This is a genomic window from Burkholderia pyrrocinia (assembly GCF_001028665.1).
Taxonomy (GTDB): domain Bacteria; phylum Pseudomonadota; class Gammaproteobacteria; order Burkholderiales; family Burkholderiaceae; genus Burkholderia; species Burkholderia pyrrocinia.
Window position 1 is genome coordinate 440,083 of the sequence record NZ_CP011503.1, and the last position, 15,470, is coordinate 455,552.

Consider the following 15,470-nt stretch of genomic DNA (forward strand, 5'->3'; position numbering starts at 1 on the left):
CTGAACATGATGCATCCCGACCTGCGCCGTCTCGACCTGAACCTGCTGCTCGCGTTCGACGCGCTGTACCGCCACCGGTCGGTCGCCGCGGCCGCGCACGAGCTTGCGATGAGCCCGTCCGCGCTGAGCCACGCGCTCGCGCGGCTGCGCGACGCGATAGGCGACGCGCTGTTCGTGCGCCTCGGCAACGAGATGCAGCCGACCGTGCGCGCCGACGACATCGCCACGTGGGCCGGCGACGCGCTCGACACGATGTCGAAGGGGCTCGCCCGCGCGCGCCGCTTCGATCCCGCACAAAGCGACCGCACGTTCGTGTTCGCCGCGACCGACTACACGGCGTTCGCGGTGCTGCCGGCGTTCCTCGCGCGCATCCAGCACGTCGCACCGCGGTTGCGGATCCGCGTCGTGCATTCCGACCGGAAGATTTCCGTCGACGAGCTGGCGGCCGGCCGCATCGATTTCGCGCTCGGCTATCACGAGGAATCGGCCGCCGACACGCCGGGCATCGAGGATTTCGACTGGTTCTCTGACGACTACGTCGTGATCGCGAGTGCCGCGCATCCGGACATCCGCCGGCGGCTGACGCTCGACCATTACCTGGCGGCACGCCACGTGGTCGTCACGCCGTGGAACGAATCGCGCGGCGTCGTCGACTACGTGCTCGACCGGCTCGGCCTCGCGCGGCAAGTGGCCGTGCAGTTGCCGACCGTGCTCGCCGCGCCGTTCGTGATCGCGGAATCCGCACTCCTGATGACCGTGCCGAACCGCGCCGCGCAAGCGCTACGGCACGCGGCGCCGATCCGCATCTTCCCGGCGCCGTTCGAGATCCCGCGCTACACGGTGAAGGTCTACTCGCACGCGAAGCATGCGCGCACCGATGCGCACCGCTGGATTCGCGCGCAACTGCTCGATGCACGGCCGGGCCCCGGCTGAATGCCACGCGCAGCGGCCCCGCGCCTTGCGCGACGGGCGTTGCAGGCACTGGGCAGCGACATCCGACGGCCGCCAATCCATTACGAAATACTTACCAATTTCGCCTCTTTCGCGCTTACGCCTGCGCCCCGACAACGTCAATAGTGGCAATCCTTGACCCATCTTCGCGGAATTCGTGTCTCCCTTGCGGGACAAGGGTTTTCCGGTAATTGCGAACCCTTATGGCACCTGTTGCATGGCAATTTGGCGACAGCTGTTAGTCAAACAACGATTTCCATCGCCACAAAATTGTATTTTTGCTAAATTAGTAACCAAAGTAGCAAAACGAAGTTCGTGAAATGTAGTTTAGCTTCACGACACTACAAGGAGACCCCGCAGGCCGACCCGGCTGCGCGGGACCGCTCAACGGTTTTCCGTCCGCTTGCCCGCGTGCTGCGCTTACCGGCCCTGCACGAGGTCTCCCTGGTTATCCCGCTTTTGCCCGGCGCTCGCGCTCCGGGCATCTCGTGCAGTCTGGGTTGACTTTTTGACAGGGTATGGAGGAGATGATGAAGAAAGCTTTGGTCGCGGCCGCGCTGATGGCTGCTGGGGTGGTAACGGCGCACGCGCAGAGCAGCGTCACGCTGTATGGCCGCCTGGATGCAGGCATCGAGTACATGAACGGCCTGCAAGACGGCCACCGAGTGCGCGCGGAAAGCGGCGACTGGGGCACCAGCCTGTGGGGCTTGAAGGGTAGCGAAGACATCGGCGGCGGCAACAAGGTCGTGTTCCACCTCGAAGGCGCGTTCAACACGATGACCGGCGGTCTCGGCACGTCCGGCTCGATCTGGGATCGTTTCGCGACGGTCGGCATCTCGAACGACCGCTACGGTACGCTGCTGTTCGGTCGCGAACTCGCGATCGCGAACGGCGTGTGGGACTTCGACCCGCTGGGTCAGTCGAGCTGGTCGTCGGCATCGCTCGTGCGCGGCCGCAACTGGAACAAGACCAGCAACAACGTGTCGTACCAGTCGCCGCAGTTCTACGGCCTCGACTTCTACGGCCAGTTCGCGTTCTCGAACTCCACCAGCTTCAACGGCAACACGACGTCCGGCCAGCCGGGCCGTGCAGCCGGCGCGCAGATCACCTACACGAACTCGCTGTTCCAGTTGCGCGGCATCTACGACGAAACGCGCGACAGCAACGGCCGCTTCTCGGACGTGTTCAACTACTCGCGTGAATACTTCGCGGGCGCGAACGTGTTCCTCGGCCAGTTCAAGCTGCAGGCTGCCTACCAGTCGTCGCACGCGGACGGCAGCGGCGGCCCGGCCGTCAACAACGGCATCACCGGCACCCAGCAGGTCTGGGGCGGCGTGACGTGGCAAGCGACGCCGGCGGCAGCGCTGATCGCGGCCGTGTATCACGTGAACGCGAACCACGGCGGCGGCAACGCGAACATCTACACGGTCGGCGGTTCGTACAACATCTCGAAGCGCACGCTGTTCGACGTGCAGGTCGCGACGGTGCGCAACAGCTCGACGGCCAACTTCAGCCTGAACGCGAACGGCGCCGGCACGGCCGTGTCGACGGGCAACCCGCATCCGGGCGGCAGCCAGACCGGCGTCTACGCCGGCATCCAGCACCTGTTCTGATCAGGCGCCGTCCAAAGAACGATTCGGCAACACTTTCCACGCTGCTGCGAGAGGCGCGTATCGGTGCGGTACCCTACCGGGTATCGCACCGTTTTTTATTGGCGGGCCGGCTTGGGGCCTGTTCACGCCAATGACGGGCCCTGACGCGGCCCACCGATGCATACGGCGCTCAGACGGCCGCTTCGTTCTCTTCGCCGGTGCGGATGCGGATCACGCGTTCGACGTCCGACACGAAGATCTTGCCGTCGCCGATCTTGCCGGTGCGCGCCGCGCCGATCACCGCATCGATCACCTGGTCAACCTGCGCTTCCGCGACGACCACCTCGATCTTCATCTTCGGCAGGAAGTCGACCACGTATTCGGCGCCGCGATACAGCTCGGTATGCCCCTTCTGGCGGCCGAAGCCCTTCACTTCCGTCACGGTCAGGCCCGTGAGACCCACCTCGGCGAGCGCTTCGCGGACTTCGTCCAGCTTGAACGGCTTGATGATGGCTGTGATGCGTTTCATGATGGTTGTCCCTCGATGCTCGTTTGGATGAAAAATCGCGATCCCGATTGTAAGCCGTGCGCGGGTCAGTCGAGACGCTCGGTAAAGCGCGACGTGATCGGATAGCGCCAGTCGCGCCCGAATGCGCGGTGCGTGACGCGGATGCCGATCGGCGCCTGGCGGCGCTTGTATTCGTTGATCTTGATGAGCCGCGTCACGCGTTCGACGTCGGCCTGCGCATAGCCGGCCGCGACGATCTCGGCGAGCGGCCGGTCTTCTTCCATGTACATCCGCATGATCGCGTCGAGCACGTCGTACGGCGGCAGGCTGTCCTGGTCGGTCTGGTTCTCGCGCAGCTCGGCCGACGGCGCGCGCGTCAGGATCCGCTCGGGAATCACGTCGCGCAGCGCGTAGTCGGCCGTCTCGTTGCGATAGCGGCAGAGCCGGTACACGAGCGTCTTCGCGATGTCCTTGATCACCGCGAAGCCGCCGGCCATGTCGCCGTACAGCGTGCAGTAGCCGACCGCCATCTCGCTCTTGTTGCCGGTCGTCAGCACGATCGAGCCGAACTTGTTCGACAGCGCCATCAGCAGCGTGCCGCGGATGCGCGCCTGGATGTTCTCCTCCGTCGCGTCTTCCGCGCGGCCCGCGAACTCGCCCGCGAGCGCCGCGCGGAACGCGTCGAACATCGGTGCGATCGCGATCTCGTCGTAGCGCACGCCGACGCGCCGCGCCATCTCCGCTGCATCGGTGGTCGAGATGTCGGCCGTGAAGCGCGACGGCATCATCACCGCGCGCACGCGTTCGGGCCCGAGCGCATCGCACGCGACGGCCAGCACCAGCGCCGAATCGACGCCGCCCGACAGCCCGATCAGCACGCCGGGAAACCCGTTCTTGCCGATGTAGTCGCGCACACCGGTCACGAGCGCGCGGTACACCTGCGCATGAGTCGACAGCTCCGGCGCGATCGCGCCCGGCAGCGGCCGCGCACCGTCGAATTCGACGATCGCGTGCCCTTCGTCGAACTGCGGCATCTTCGCGACGAGCGCGCCCTGCGCGTCGAGCACGAACGAGCCGCCGTCGAACACGAGTTCGTCCTGGCCGCCGACGAGGTTCACGTACACCATCGGCAGCCCGGTCTCGCGGATCCGCGCGCGCAGGATGTCGATGCGCACCGCTTCCTTGTTCATGTGGTACGGCGAGCCGTTCGGGATCAGCAGCACCTGCGCGCCGGCCGCCTTCGCGATCTGCGCGGCCGATGCATGCCACGCGTCCTCGCAGATGATCACACCGTATTTCACGCCGTTGAGCTCGAACACGAGCGGCTCGGCGTCCGTCGCGAAATAGCGCTTCTCGTCGAACACCTCGGCATTGGGCAGATCCTGCTTGCGGTAGGTGCCGGCGATCTCGCCGCCGACGATCAGCGACACCGCGTTGAAGGTGTCGGTGGGCGGCACGCCGCGCTCGATCGGGCGGTTTGCATTACCATCGACGGCTGGCGCGAGCGGAGCGCCGCCCACGTCGCGCAACGGATGGCCGACCAGCACCGCGAGCCCGTCGAACGCCTTCAGCGCGTCGGCGAGCGCGTCGAGCGCGGCCGCCGCCGCCGCGTAGAACGCAGGCCGCAGCAGCAGGTCTTCCGGCGGATAGCCGGACAGCGCGAGTTCGGGCGCGACCATCAGTTGCGCACCATCGTTGTGCGCGGCGCGCGCGGCCGCGACGATCCGCGCGACGTTGCCGGCGAAATCGCCGACGGTGACGTTGATCTGGGCGAGAGCGAGTCGGGTCTTCATGACGGGGTCGGCGCAGCCCGGCGGCGCGCCCTGAACGGCTGACGAAATCGTCCCGGTGCGGGCCACGGCGGCACGCATCCGGCAACATCCAACGGTACGGATTCACGCTTGAAACACGAACGCATCGATTATCGCACGGGCATCCTGTCGTCCCCCGCGGAGGTGCCGGCCGACGAATGGAACGCGCTGCTCGCGCGCGACGCGCAGCCGACGCCGTTCCTGCGCCACGAATTCCTCGACGCGCTGCATGTCGCGCGCTGCGCGGTCGACGATACCGGCTGGTCGCCGCACTTCGTCACGCTGACCGATGCGGGCACCGGCCGCCTCGTTGCCGCCGCGCCCGTCTACGCGAAGCAGCATTCGTACGGCGAATACGTGTTCGACTGGGCATGGGCCGACGCGTACCAGCGCAACGACCTGCCCTACTACCCGAAGCTGCTGTGCGCGGTGCCGTTCACGCCGGTGCAGGGCACGCGCCTGCTCGCGGCCGACGACGACGCGCGCCGCCGGCTCGCGGCCACGCTGCTCGCATTCGCCGAGCAGAGCGACGTGTCGTCGCTGCACGTGCTGTTTCCGACCGGCGACGAAGCGCGGCTGCTCGAATCGATGGGGATGATGCTGCGCGAAGGCGTGCAGTTTCACTGGCTCAACGACGGCTACCGCCACTTCGACGATTTCCTCGCCACGCTCGAGCAGAAGAAGCGCAAGAACATCCGCGCGGAGCGGCGCAAGGTGCACGATGCGGGCGTGACGTTCAGGCGGCTCACCGGTGACCAGATCACCGACGCCGACTGGCGCTTCTTCTCGCGCTGCTATCGGCAGACCTACCGCGAACACTTTTCGAGCCCGTACCTGAACCTCGAGTTCTTCCGCACGATCGGCGCGACGATGCCCGAGAACCTGCTGCTCGTGATCGCGGAAGCCGACGGCAAACCGATCGCGAGTGCGCTCGCCGTCTACCGGCGCGGCGAGCACGGCGGCGGCACGCTGTACGGCCGCTACTGGGGCGCGCTCGAGCACGTGCCCTGCCTGCATTTCGAAACGGCCTACTACCAGTTGCTCGAATTCTGCATCGAGGCCGGGCTCGACACGTTCGAAGGCGGCGCGCAAGGCGAGCACAAGCTCGCGCGCGGCTTCCTGCCGACCGTCACGCACTCCGCGCACTGGCTCGCGCACCCGGCGTTCTCGGATGCGGTCGCGCGCTTTCTCGAACGCGAGACCGAGCATATCCACGCGTACGTCGACGAACTGCGCGAACACGATCCGTTCCGGCGCGGCACCGAGTAGCGCGAGACGGCACGTGCGCCGGCCCGCATCGGGCGAATTCGGCGCCGGGCCGGCCGGGGCGCCGCCCCGGGCCTGCCCGGCGCATGACGCGGCCGGTCAGCGCGCCGCGAGCGACACCGCCTGCGACAGCGCCTGCGGATCGCGCGACGACGCGGCAGCCGTGAGCGTATAGCTGCCCGCACTCACCCGCCATGCATGCGTGTTCACATCCCAGGTCGCGAAACGCTGCGACGGAATCGCAATGCTGACTGCGCGCGACTCGCCCGGCTGCAGCGCGACCTTCGCCCAGCCGACGAGCCGCTTCGGCGGTTCGCCGAGCGATGCGGGCAGCGCCGCGTAGATCTGCACCGTGTGCACGCCGGCCCGCGCGCCCGTGTTCGCCACCGTCACGCCAACCGTCACGTTGCCCGATCCGTCGGCCCGCGCGGCCATCCCGGAAAGCGCATATGTCGTGTACGACAACCCATAGCCGAACGGGAACAGCGGCTCGATCGCCTTCGCGTCGAACCAGCGGTAGCCGTACGCGAGCCCTTCCGCATAGACCGATTGCTGGCTCGCCGGGTCGATCGCCTGTTGCGGCAGGTCGGCCTCCTGCTTCGGGAACGTCAGCGGCAGCCGGCCCGACGGGTTCGCGTCGCCGAACAGCAGGTCCGCGATCGCCTGGCCGCCCTGCACGCCCGGATACCACGCGTCGAGCACGCCGTGCACGTTCGCGAGCCACGGCATCAGCACGGGGCTGCCGTTCTCGAGCACGACGATCGTGCGCTTCGCCTTCGCCGCGACCGCGGCGATCAGCGCGTTCTGGTCGTACTGCTGGTTGTACGGATCGGCCTTCGCATCGGGCAGCGACAGGCTCGCCAGGTCGAGCCCTTCCGTCTGCCACTGCGTCGCGAACACGATCGCGACATCGGCCTGCGCGGCCACGGTCGCGGCGGCGTTCGCGTCGGTCCCGTCGAGATAGCTGACCGATGCGTTCGGCGCCTTCGCGCGAATCGCCGCGAGCGGCGCGGACTTGTACCAGGTCGCGCAGCCGCCGAACAGCGTGTCGGCCGGCTGCTGGCAGGTCGTCACTGCATTGCCGTCGATCGCCGGCACCGCGCCCGAGCCGCCGCCCGACAGCACGCCCGCATCCGCATGCCCACCGATCACGACGACCGATTTGAGCGCACCGGCCGCCAGCGGCAGCACGGGCTGCGCATCGCCGGGCGCGGCCGCGTTCTTCAGCAGCACCGCAGATTGCCGTGCGATCGCGAGCGCATCGGCGTTGCCGGCAGCTTCGTCGATCGCACCGCCCGCCTTCGGCGGCGCGTCCATCACGCCGATGCGGATCAGCGTGCGCAGCTTGCGCTGCACCATGTCGTTCAGCCGCGCGACCGACACGCTGCCGGCCTGCAGCGCCGCACGCAGCTTCGTATTGAAGTAGGAACCGAGCGGCGCGTTGCCGTCGTCGGCCGCGCCCGGCTGTTCCTCGTCGAGCCCCGCCTGCATGGCCGCGACCGTCGAATGCGTCGCGCCCCAGTCCGACTGCACGACGCCCTTGAAGCCCCACTCGTTCTTTAGCACCGTCGTCAGCAGATACGGGTTCTCGCACGCATACACGCCGTTCAGCTTGTTGTACGAGCACATCACGTTGCCCGGCTGGCCGCCCTTCACGCCGATCTCGAACGCGAGCAGTTCGGCCTCGCGCATGGTCCGTTCGTCGACGACCGAATCGATCGTCATCCGGTTGGTTTCCTGGTCGTTGAACGCGAAATGCTTGATCGTCGCGATCACCTTCTGCGCCTGCGTCGCGTTCGTGCGCGCGGCGCTCAGCGTGCCCGCGAGCACCGGATCCTCGCCCATGTACTCGAACGTGCGGCCGTTGCGCGGTTCGCGCGCGAGGTTCACGCCGCCGCCGAGCCCTTCCGCGAAACCGAGCGCGCGCAATTCGAGCGCGATGCGCGTGCCGTAGGTGCCCGCGAGCGCCGGGTCCCACGTTGCCGCGAGTGCGACCGGTGCGGGCAGCGCGGTCACGCGCGCGTTCTTGACGTTCACGCCGCCCGCCGAATCCGCGCTGCTGACGCCCGGAATGCCGAGCCGCGGCACGCCCGGGATGTAGCTCGCGCCGTTCAGCGCGTCGGCCGGAAACGGGCCGCCCAGGTCGAGCGCGGGCATGCCCGTACCGTGCACGAGCTGCAGCTTTTCGTCGGTCGTCAGTTGCGCGACGAGCGTGGCCGCGCGCTGGTCGGCTGCGGCATCGGGGTCGGCCGGCGCGACCGGGCCCGCGTGAATGTCGTCGCCGCCGCACGACGCGAGCAGCACCGTGAGCGCGCACGCGGACGCAATTGTCGAACACCGGAACAGCGAAGTTTTCATTGATCCTCCTGAATCGATCTGTTGTACTGGTCGCCACACTCCAGCGTCCGAGTCTAAAAATCGACCGGTCACCACGCTTGACCGGCAGGAGCATGCGTTGACCTCTCGCAGCGGGGACAAACCCGAACGACATGACGACAGGGAGACAGACATGGAGTTGCGACAGAAATCGGTATCCGTCCGGATCTACCGCTGGCTGTGCGAAGACGCGCGCGCGAACGGCATCGACATCGCGCCGCTCTACGAGACGCTCGGCATCGGGCCGGCCGAGCTCGCCGACGACACGCGCCGCATCGCGGGCGACCAGCACGTCGCCGCGATGCGGCTGACGAGCGCGTGGCCACTGTCCTGGCACCGCTCGCCGCCGCAGGCCGTGCCGTGGCTGGTGCCGTTCCCCGAGCTCGCGGGCGTCACGTGCAACGCGCCGACGCTGCGCGACGCGCTGCACGCTTACCTGCACTATCGCGAGCTGATCGGCAACGTCGACTGGGTCTTCGCGCACGAGAACGGCGATGCGATCGCGCTCGAATACGTGAACGAAGGAGACGGCCTGCACGCGGGCAGCGCGCTCGCGAACCTCGCGATCCTCGCGGCGCTCGCTCGCCTGTACGATCCGCACGTGCGCGTCGACGACGCCGAATTTGCCGGCCGTGCGTTCGCGCCCGCGGCCGCGCTGCGCGACATGCTCGGCGCGCCGGTGTCGTTCGATGCCGCGCACAACCGCATCGTGCTGCGCTCCGCGCACTTCGACACGCCGTTCGAGCGCTACAACGCGCCGCTCGCCGGCATCCAGCGCCACGCGGCCGACGCCGCGCGCGACCGGGTTCGCGTGCGCTCGACATTCGGCTCGTCCGTCGAGCAATGCGTGCGCGACTGGCTGCGTACCTCCGACGATGCCGACGTGCCGACCGACACGCTGATGCAGTACGTGTGCACACGCTTCGCGATGTCGCGCTGGACGCTGCGCCGGCGGCTGCATCGCGAAGCGGTCGGCTTTCACGCGCTCGTCGCGCAGGCGCGGCTCGGCGAGGCGCGCGACCTGCTGCTGAATACGCAGTTGCCGATCGGCGAGATCGGCGTGCGGGTCGGCTTCCGTTCGACGAGCGCGTTCACGCGCTTCTTCACGCGCGAACTCGGCGCGGCGCCGAGCCGCTTTCGCGACGGGCACGGTGATGGACTGCGATGACGCCCGGCTTTTCTGAGACACTGGCGGCTTCGCATCCCGCCGCCCTGCCATGTCCTGGTTTCTGTATCTGATCGAATGCGCCGACGACAGCGTCTACACGGGCATCACCACCGACGTTGCCGCGCGCTTCGACGAACACGCGGCCGGCAAGGGCGCGCGCTACACGCGCTCGCGCAAGCCGCGCGCGGTGCTCGCGTCGTTTCCGCTGCCCGACCGGTCGAGCGCGTCGCGCGCCGAATACTGGGTGAAGCGGCTCACGCCCGCGCAGAAGCGTGAGCTGGCGGCAGGGTTGCTGACGCTGGAATCGGTGCTGCCGGCGGGGGTGACGGTCGACGGGAGCGGCGAGGTTGCCGGGTTGAAGGCGGGTGCGCGCGGGCGGAAGAAGGTGAAGGCAAAGGCGGAGAACGTCGATAGCGCGACGAAGATGGCTGAAATGGAGCAGCCTGCTGCGAAGACCGAGAAAGCCGAGAAAGCCGAGCCGGTCGCGAAGCGCGCGAAGACCGGCGGCAATGCGGTCGTAAAAAAGACCTCGTCGCGCGGCACGCCGCCAAAAAAAGACCAACAGGCCGCGCCCCCGTCGTCGAAAAGAAAAGCGTTGGCGGCCAGCAGCAAGCCGGTCACGAACGGACGCGACGCCCTCGCACCCGCACCGGCTCGCCGCCGTCCGTCGGCCGCGAAATCCACCGAGGCCACTGAGGCCACCGAAGCCACCGAAATCTCCGTCGTCCCACGCCGCGCCAAACGCGCGAAGGACACACCGACCACCACTACGCCGCCCGCGCCCGCATCCCCTTCCGCAAGCAAGAAAACCGCGCGCGCAAAACAAAACCGCGCGGCCTCCTGAGGAGACACGCGCGGTTTGCGTTTCACACGAACCGGCCGTCGGGCCGGCGCGCCGCTTACTTCTTGTAGTTCGCGGCGCCGTCGGTGATTTCCTTGTGCGCGGCTTCGATGCCGGCCCAGCCTTCGACCTTCACCCACTTGCCCTTCTCGAGCGCCTTGTATTGCTCGAAGAAGTGCTTGATCTGATCCTTCAGGTACTCGGGCACGTCGTCGATCGACTTCAGGTTCGCCGTCATCGGGCAGATCTTGTCGTGCGGCACCGCGACCAGCTTCGCGTCGACGCCCGACTCGTCGGTCATCTGCAGCATGCCGAGCACGCGCGAACGCACGATCGAGCCGGCCAGCAGCGGGAACGGCGTGATCACCAGCACGTCGACCGGATCGCCGTCGCCCGACAGCGTCTGCGGGATGTAGCCGTAGTTCACCGGATAGCGCATGCCCGTGCCGATGAAGCGGTCGACGACGAGGAGGCCCAGCTCCTTGTCCGCCTCGTACTTCACCGGATCGCTTTGCGCGGGAATCTCGATGATCACGTTGAAATCTTGCGGCAGGTCCTTGCCGGCCGGAACATGATTGAAGCTCATGAGCGTTCTCTGTAGGTCGATGGGAATTCGGGACAGGGCGCCGCGGCCGATGCACCGCCGCAGGCGTCCCTCAACGGAATGCGCCATTATAGCCAATCGACCGGTGGCGTCCGGATGACGATCGGCGCGATAATCGTTCCGGATGTCCGGCCGTCGAACGACAGGAGCAGGCATGGAAGAGGCGAAGCATTTCATCGCGGGCGAATGGACGTTGCCCGCGCAACTGGAAACGATCGCGGTCGTCGATCCGTCCGACGGCCAGCCGTTCGCGACGATCGCGCGCGGCACCGCGCCCGACATCGAGCGCGCGGTCGCCGCGGCCCGCGACGCATTCGCGGGTGCATGGGGCGCCGCGAGCGCCGCCGAGCGCGGCCGCGTGCTGATGCGGCTGTCGGCACGCGTGGCCGATTCCATCGAGGAACTCGCGGCGATCGAGGCGCGCGACACCGGCAAGCCGCTGAAGCAGGCACGCGCCGACGCCGCCGCGCTCGCGCGCTACTTCGAGTTCTACGCGGGCGCCGCCGACAAGCTGCACGGCGAAACCCTCCCCTATCAGGCCGGCTATACGGTGCTGACGGTGCGCGAGCCGCACGGCGTCACGGGCCACATCGTGCCGTGGAACTACCCGATGCAGATCTTCGGGCGCAGCGTCGGAGCGGCGCTCGCGGCCGGCAACGCGTGCGTCGTCAAGCCGGCCGAGGACGCGTGCCTGTCCGTGCTGCGCGTCGCCGAGCTGGCCGCCGAAGCCGGGCTGCCGGCCGGCGCGCTCAACATCGTCACCGGCTACGGCCATGAAGCCGGCGCCGCGCTCGCGCGCCATCCGGGCATCGACCACATCTCGTTTACGGGTTCGCCGGCCACCGGCAAGCTGGTCACGCAGATGGCCGCCGAGAACCACGTGCCCGTCACGCTCGAACTCGGCGGCAAGTCGCCGCAGATCGTGTTCGCCGATGCCGATCTCGAAGCCGCGCTGCCCGTGCTCGTGTCGGCGATCGTGCAGAACGGCGGGCAGACCTGCTCGGCCGGCAGTCGCGTGCTGATCGAGCGCACGGTCTACGAGGCGCTCGTCGAGCGCCTCGCCACCGCGTTCAACGGGCTGCGCGTCGGCCCGAGCCGCGCCGACCTCGACTGCGGCCCGCTGATCAACGCGAAGCAGCAGCAGCGCGTGTGGGATTTCCTGTCCGACGCGCAGCACGACGGCATTCCGATGGCCGCGCACGGGCAGGTCGTCGCCGACGCGCCCGAAAGCGGCTTCTACCAGGCGCCCGCGTTGTTGCGCGACGTGCCGCCGTCGCACCGGCTCGCGCAGGAGGAAGTGTTCGGCCCCGTGCTCGCCGCGATGCGCTTCGTCGATGAAGACGAAGCCGTCGCGCTTGCGAACGGCACGCCGTACGGCCTCGTCGCGGGTATCTGGACGCGCGACGGCGCGCGCCAGATGCGTCTCGCGCGGCGCCTGCGCGCGGGCCAGGTATTCATCAACAACTATGGCGCGGGCGGCGGCGTCGAACTGCCGTTCGGCGGCGTCGGTCACTCGGGCCATGGCCGCGAAAAAGGCTTCGAGGCGCTGTACGGCTTTACCGCGCTGAAGACGATCGCGATCCGGCACGGCTGAACGCGCGGCGCGCGAAGCGCAGCCGGCAGCGGCCGGCCGCATCGCGCAACGAAACACGACGACTCTCATAACCAGCACAGGAGACACACCATGCGGTTGAGCGGCAAGACGGCCATCGTCACGGGCGGCGGCTCGGGTTTCGGCGAAGGCATCGCGAAGACGTATGCGCGCGAAGGCGCGAACGTCGTCGTCAACGACCTGAACGGGGCAGCGGCCGAGCGCGTCGCGAGCGAGATCGCGCTCGCGGGCGGCAAGGCGATCGCGGTGGCGGGCGACGTGTCGAAGCAGGATGACTGGCGCGCGCTGCAACAGGCCGCGCTCGACGATTTCCATTCGGTGCAGATCGTCGTGAACAACGCGGGCACCACGCACCGCAACAAGCCGGTGCTCGACGTGTCGGAAGCCGAGTTCGACCGCGTGTACGCGGTCAACATGAAGAGCCTGTTCTGGTGCGTGCAGACCTTCGTTCCGTACTTCCGCGAACAGGGTGGCGGCGTGTTCGTGAATGTCGCGTCGACGGCCGGCGTGCGGCCGCGCCCGGGCCTCGTCTGGTACAACAGCACGAAAGGCGCGATGATCACCGCGAGCAAGTCGCTCGCGGCCGAACTCGGCGCCGATCGCATCCGCGTGAACTGCATCAATCCCGTGCTTGGCGAGACGGGCCTGATGACCGAGTTCATGGGCTGCGAGGACACGCCCGAGAACCGCCGCCGCTTCCTCGCGACGATCCCGCTCGGCCGCTTCTCGACACCGCAGGACATCGCGAACGCGGCGCTTTACCTCGCGTCCGACGAAGCAGAATTCATCACGGGCGTCTGCCTCGAAGTCGACGGCGGGCGCTGCATCTAGCCGCATCTGGCTGTTCGCATGCCGCGTCGGGATTCACCGGCCGGCACGGCATTCACGTAGTGCTTCGCACGACACCGGGTCGGGCGCCGATGCGCCGGTTCGGGCCAACAATAAGGACAGGAGACAACATGGCAACATCGACGCAATCGCTGCCGGGCTCGTCCGGCGCATTCGAGGAAGCAACCTACCGCAAGGTGTCGTGGCGGCTCACGCCGCTCCTGCTGCTGTGCTACGTGGTCGCGTATCTCGACCGCGTGAACGTCGGGTTCGCGAAGCTGCAGATGGCGAGCGACCTGAACCTGAGCGACACCGTCTACGGGCTCGGCGCCGGGATCTTCTTCTTCGGCTATTTCCTCTTCGAAGTGCCGAGCAACATCATCCTGCACAAGGTCGGCGCGCGCGTATGGATCGCACGCATCATGGCGACGTGGGGCGTGATCTCGATCCTGACGATGTTCGTCACGACGCCCACGATGTTCTACGTGATGCGCTTCCTGCTCGGGCTCGCCGAAGCCGGCTTCTTCCCCGGCGTGATCCTGTACCTCACCTACTGGTATCCCGCGCACCGGCGCGGCCGGATGACGACCTTCTTCATGACGGCAGTCGCCTTGTCCGGCGTGATCGGCGGGCCGCTGTCGGGCTTCATCCTGAAGGCGTTCAACGGCGTGAGCGGGTGGCACGGCTGGCAATGGCTGTTCCTGCTGGAAGGCATCCCGTCGGTGCTGGTCGGCGTGCTCGTGTTCTTCAAGCTCGACGACCGGATCGCGAAGGCGAACTGGCTGACCGACGAAGAAAAGGCGCTGCTCGCACGCAACGTCGACGCGGAGGAAGCGACCAAGGAGGACCTGCCGCTCGGTGCCGTGATGTCGAGCCCGCGCGTGTGGCTGATGGCGCTGATCTACTTCTCGTTCGTGATGGGGCTTTACGGCGTCGGCTTCTGGCTGCCGACGATCATCAAGGCGACGGGCGTCACCGACACGTTCGCGATCGGCCTGCTGTCGGCGATTCCGTATGCGGCTGCGGTGGTCGCGATGATCCTGATCGCGCGCAGCGCGGACAAGCGCCGCGAGCGCCGCTGGCACCTCGCGATTCCGGCCGCAATCGGCGCGCTGGGGCTCGTGCTGTCGGTGATCTGGGCGCACCAGACCGCGCTCGCGATGCTCGGCCTCACGCTCGCGACGATCGGCATCCTGACGACGCTGCCGCTGTTCTGGAGCCTGCCGACCGCGTTCCTCGGCGGTGCTGCCGCCGCGGCCGGCATCGCGATGATCAACTCGATCGGCAACCTCGCGGGCTTCCTGAGCCCCTACCTGATGGGCTGGCTCAAGCAGGCGACGGGGGTCAACGACGCGGGCATGTACATGCTCGCGGGGTTCCTCGTGCTCGGCGGGCTGCTCGCGCTGTCGGTGCCGAAGCGGCTCGTCGACAAGTGATGCGCGGCGCATGACGATCATGACGACGGAACCAACCCGCATGCCCCACCGAATCGTTCAGGCAGCCGGCAGCCGCGTGCTGGTCCGCGATCCTTCCGCCGGCCTCGTGCAGCGGGAAAGCGATGCGCTCGACCTCGTCGCGCTCGCGCACGAGCATGAGGCCGACTGGGTCGCAATCCCCGCCGAGGCGCTGCACGACGATTTCTACCGGCTCGACAGCGGACTGGCCGGCGCGGTGCTGCAGAAGCTCGTCAACTACGGCGTCCGGCTCGGCGTGGTCGGCGACATCGACCGCTGGCTCGCGCGCAGCGAAGCGCTTCGCGCGCTCGTTCGCGAATCCAATCGCGGGAAATCGGTGTGGTTTGTCGCGAACGAGGACGACCTGCTACGCAGGCTCGGCGCGTAGTGCGCAGCGCGTCCGGCGCCGGCTCGCAGCGGACAAGAAAATGCCCCGAAGGCCATCCGGCGTTCGGGGCA

The 15,470-nt window shown here is 67.9% G+C and carries 13 protein-coding genes; 9 read left to right on the forward strand and 4 right to left on the reverse strand.

All coding sequences use genetic code 11. From position 1 onward, the window contains the following. The first annotated feature begins 6 nt into the window (after positions 1-6). Together ABD05_RS02070 and ABD05_RS02075 are read left to right on the forward strand one after the other, a co-directional pair. Positions 7-933: a LysR family transcriptional regulator gene (locus ABD05_RS02070; RefSeq protein WP_047901037.1), complete on the forward strand. Its 927-nt coding sequence runs from the start codon at positions 7-9 to the stop codon at positions 931-933. Between the two features lie 545 nt (positions 934-1,478). After that, the gene (locus ABD05_RS02075; RefSeq protein ID WP_047901038.1) at positions 1,479-2,564 is read left to right on the forward strand and encodes a porin; all 1,086 of its coding nucleotides are present in this window, start codon (positions 1,479-1,481) and stop codon (positions 2,562-2,564) included. A 169-nt stretch (positions 2,565-2,733) separates the two neighbouring features. Here ABD05_RS02075 and ABD05_RS02080 read toward each other — a convergent pair whose 3' ends face one another. Both ABD05_RS02080 and ABD05_RS02085 read right to left on the reverse strand, forming a co-directional pair. Further along, a complete protein-coding gene (locus ABD05_RS02080) occupies positions 2,734-3,072 on the reverse strand; it encodes a P-II family nitrogen regulator (RefSeq protein WP_006398637.1) in 339 nt (112 codons plus the stop codon). Between the two features lie 65 nt (positions 3,073-3,137). Beyond that, the gene (locus ABD05_RS02085) at positions 3,138-4,844 is read right to left on the reverse strand and encodes an NAD+ synthase (protein WP_047901039.1); all 1,707 of its coding nucleotides are present in this window, start codon (positions 4,842-4,844) and stop codon (positions 3,138-3,140) included. A 108-nt stretch (positions 4,845-4,952) separates the two neighbouring features. On the opposite strand from ABD05_RS02085, the gene ABD05_RS02090 reads away from it, so the two are divergent. Then, a complete protein-coding gene (locus ABD05_RS02090) occupies positions 4,953-6,131 on the forward strand; it encodes a GNAT family N-acetyltransferase (RefSeq protein ID WP_047898739.1) in 1,179 nt (392 codons plus the stop codon). A gap of 96 nt (positions 6,132-6,227) precedes the next feature. On the opposite strand, the gene ABD05_RS02095 is transcribed toward ABD05_RS02090, so the two are convergent. Next, positions 6,228-8,486 (reverse strand): glycoside hydrolase family 3 C-terminal domain-containing protein, encoded by a 2,259-nt coding sequence (locus ABD05_RS02095; RefSeq protein WP_047898740.1) that lies wholly within the window; start codon positions 8,484-8,486, stop codon positions 6,228-6,230. A gap of 151 nt (positions 8,487-8,637) precedes the next feature. Between ABD05_RS02095 and ABD05_RS02100 the strand changes: the two genes are divergently transcribed. Beyond that, positions 8,638-9,672: a helix-turn-helix transcriptional regulator gene (locus tag ABD05_RS02100; protein ID WP_047898741.1), complete on the forward strand. Its 1,035-nt coding sequence runs from the start codon at positions 8,638-8,640 to the stop codon at positions 9,670-9,672. Positions 9,673-9,721: 49 nt separating this feature from the next. Next, on the forward strand, positions 9,722-10,516 hold the full coding sequence (locus ABD05_RS02105) for a GIY-YIG nuclease family protein (RefSeq protein WP_047898742.1): 795 nt from the start codon (positions 9,722-9,724) through the stop codon (positions 10,514-10,516). A gap of 55 nt (positions 10,517-10,571) precedes the next feature. Here ABD05_RS02105 and ppa read toward each other — a convergent pair whose 3' ends face one another. After that, a complete protein-coding gene (gene ppa, locus ABD05_RS02110; RefSeq protein WP_034178734.1) occupies positions 10,572-11,099 on the reverse strand; it encodes an inorganic diphosphatase in 528 nt (175 codons plus the stop codon). Between the two features lie 172 nt (positions 11,100-11,271). Here ppa and ABD05_RS02115 point away from each other — a divergent pair, with 172 nt between their 5' ends. The 4 genes from ABD05_RS02115 to ABD05_RS02130 all read left to right on the forward strand — a co-directional run bounded on the left by ABD05_RS02115 (position 11,272) and on the right by ABD05_RS02130 (position 15,399). Further along, positions 11,272-12,711, forward strand: coding sequence for an aldehyde dehydrogenase family protein (locus tag ABD05_RS02115; protein WP_047898743.1), 1,440 nt, complete (start codon positions 11,272-11,274; stop codon positions 12,709-12,711). A 90-nt stretch (positions 12,712-12,801) separates the two neighbouring features. Then, positions 12,802-13,560 carry an SDR family oxidoreductase gene (locus ABD05_RS02120; RefSeq protein WP_047898744.1) on the forward strand — a complete coding sequence of 253 codons (759 nt, stop codon included), beginning with the start codon at positions 12,802-12,804 and terminating at the stop codon, positions 13,558-13,560. Positions 13,561-13,688: 128 nt separating this feature from the next. After that, a complete protein-coding gene (locus ABD05_RS02125) occupies positions 13,689-14,993 on the forward strand; it encodes an MFS transporter (protein ID WP_047898745.1) in 1,305 nt (434 codons plus the stop codon). Positions 14,994-15,033: 40 nt separating this feature from the next. Further along, entirely contained in the window at positions 15,034-15,399 is a 366-nt protein-coding gene (locus ABD05_RS02130; RefSeq protein WP_047901040.1) for a DUF4180 domain-containing protein, read from the forward strand. The last annotated feature ends 71 nt before the right edge of the window (positions 15,400-15,470 follow it).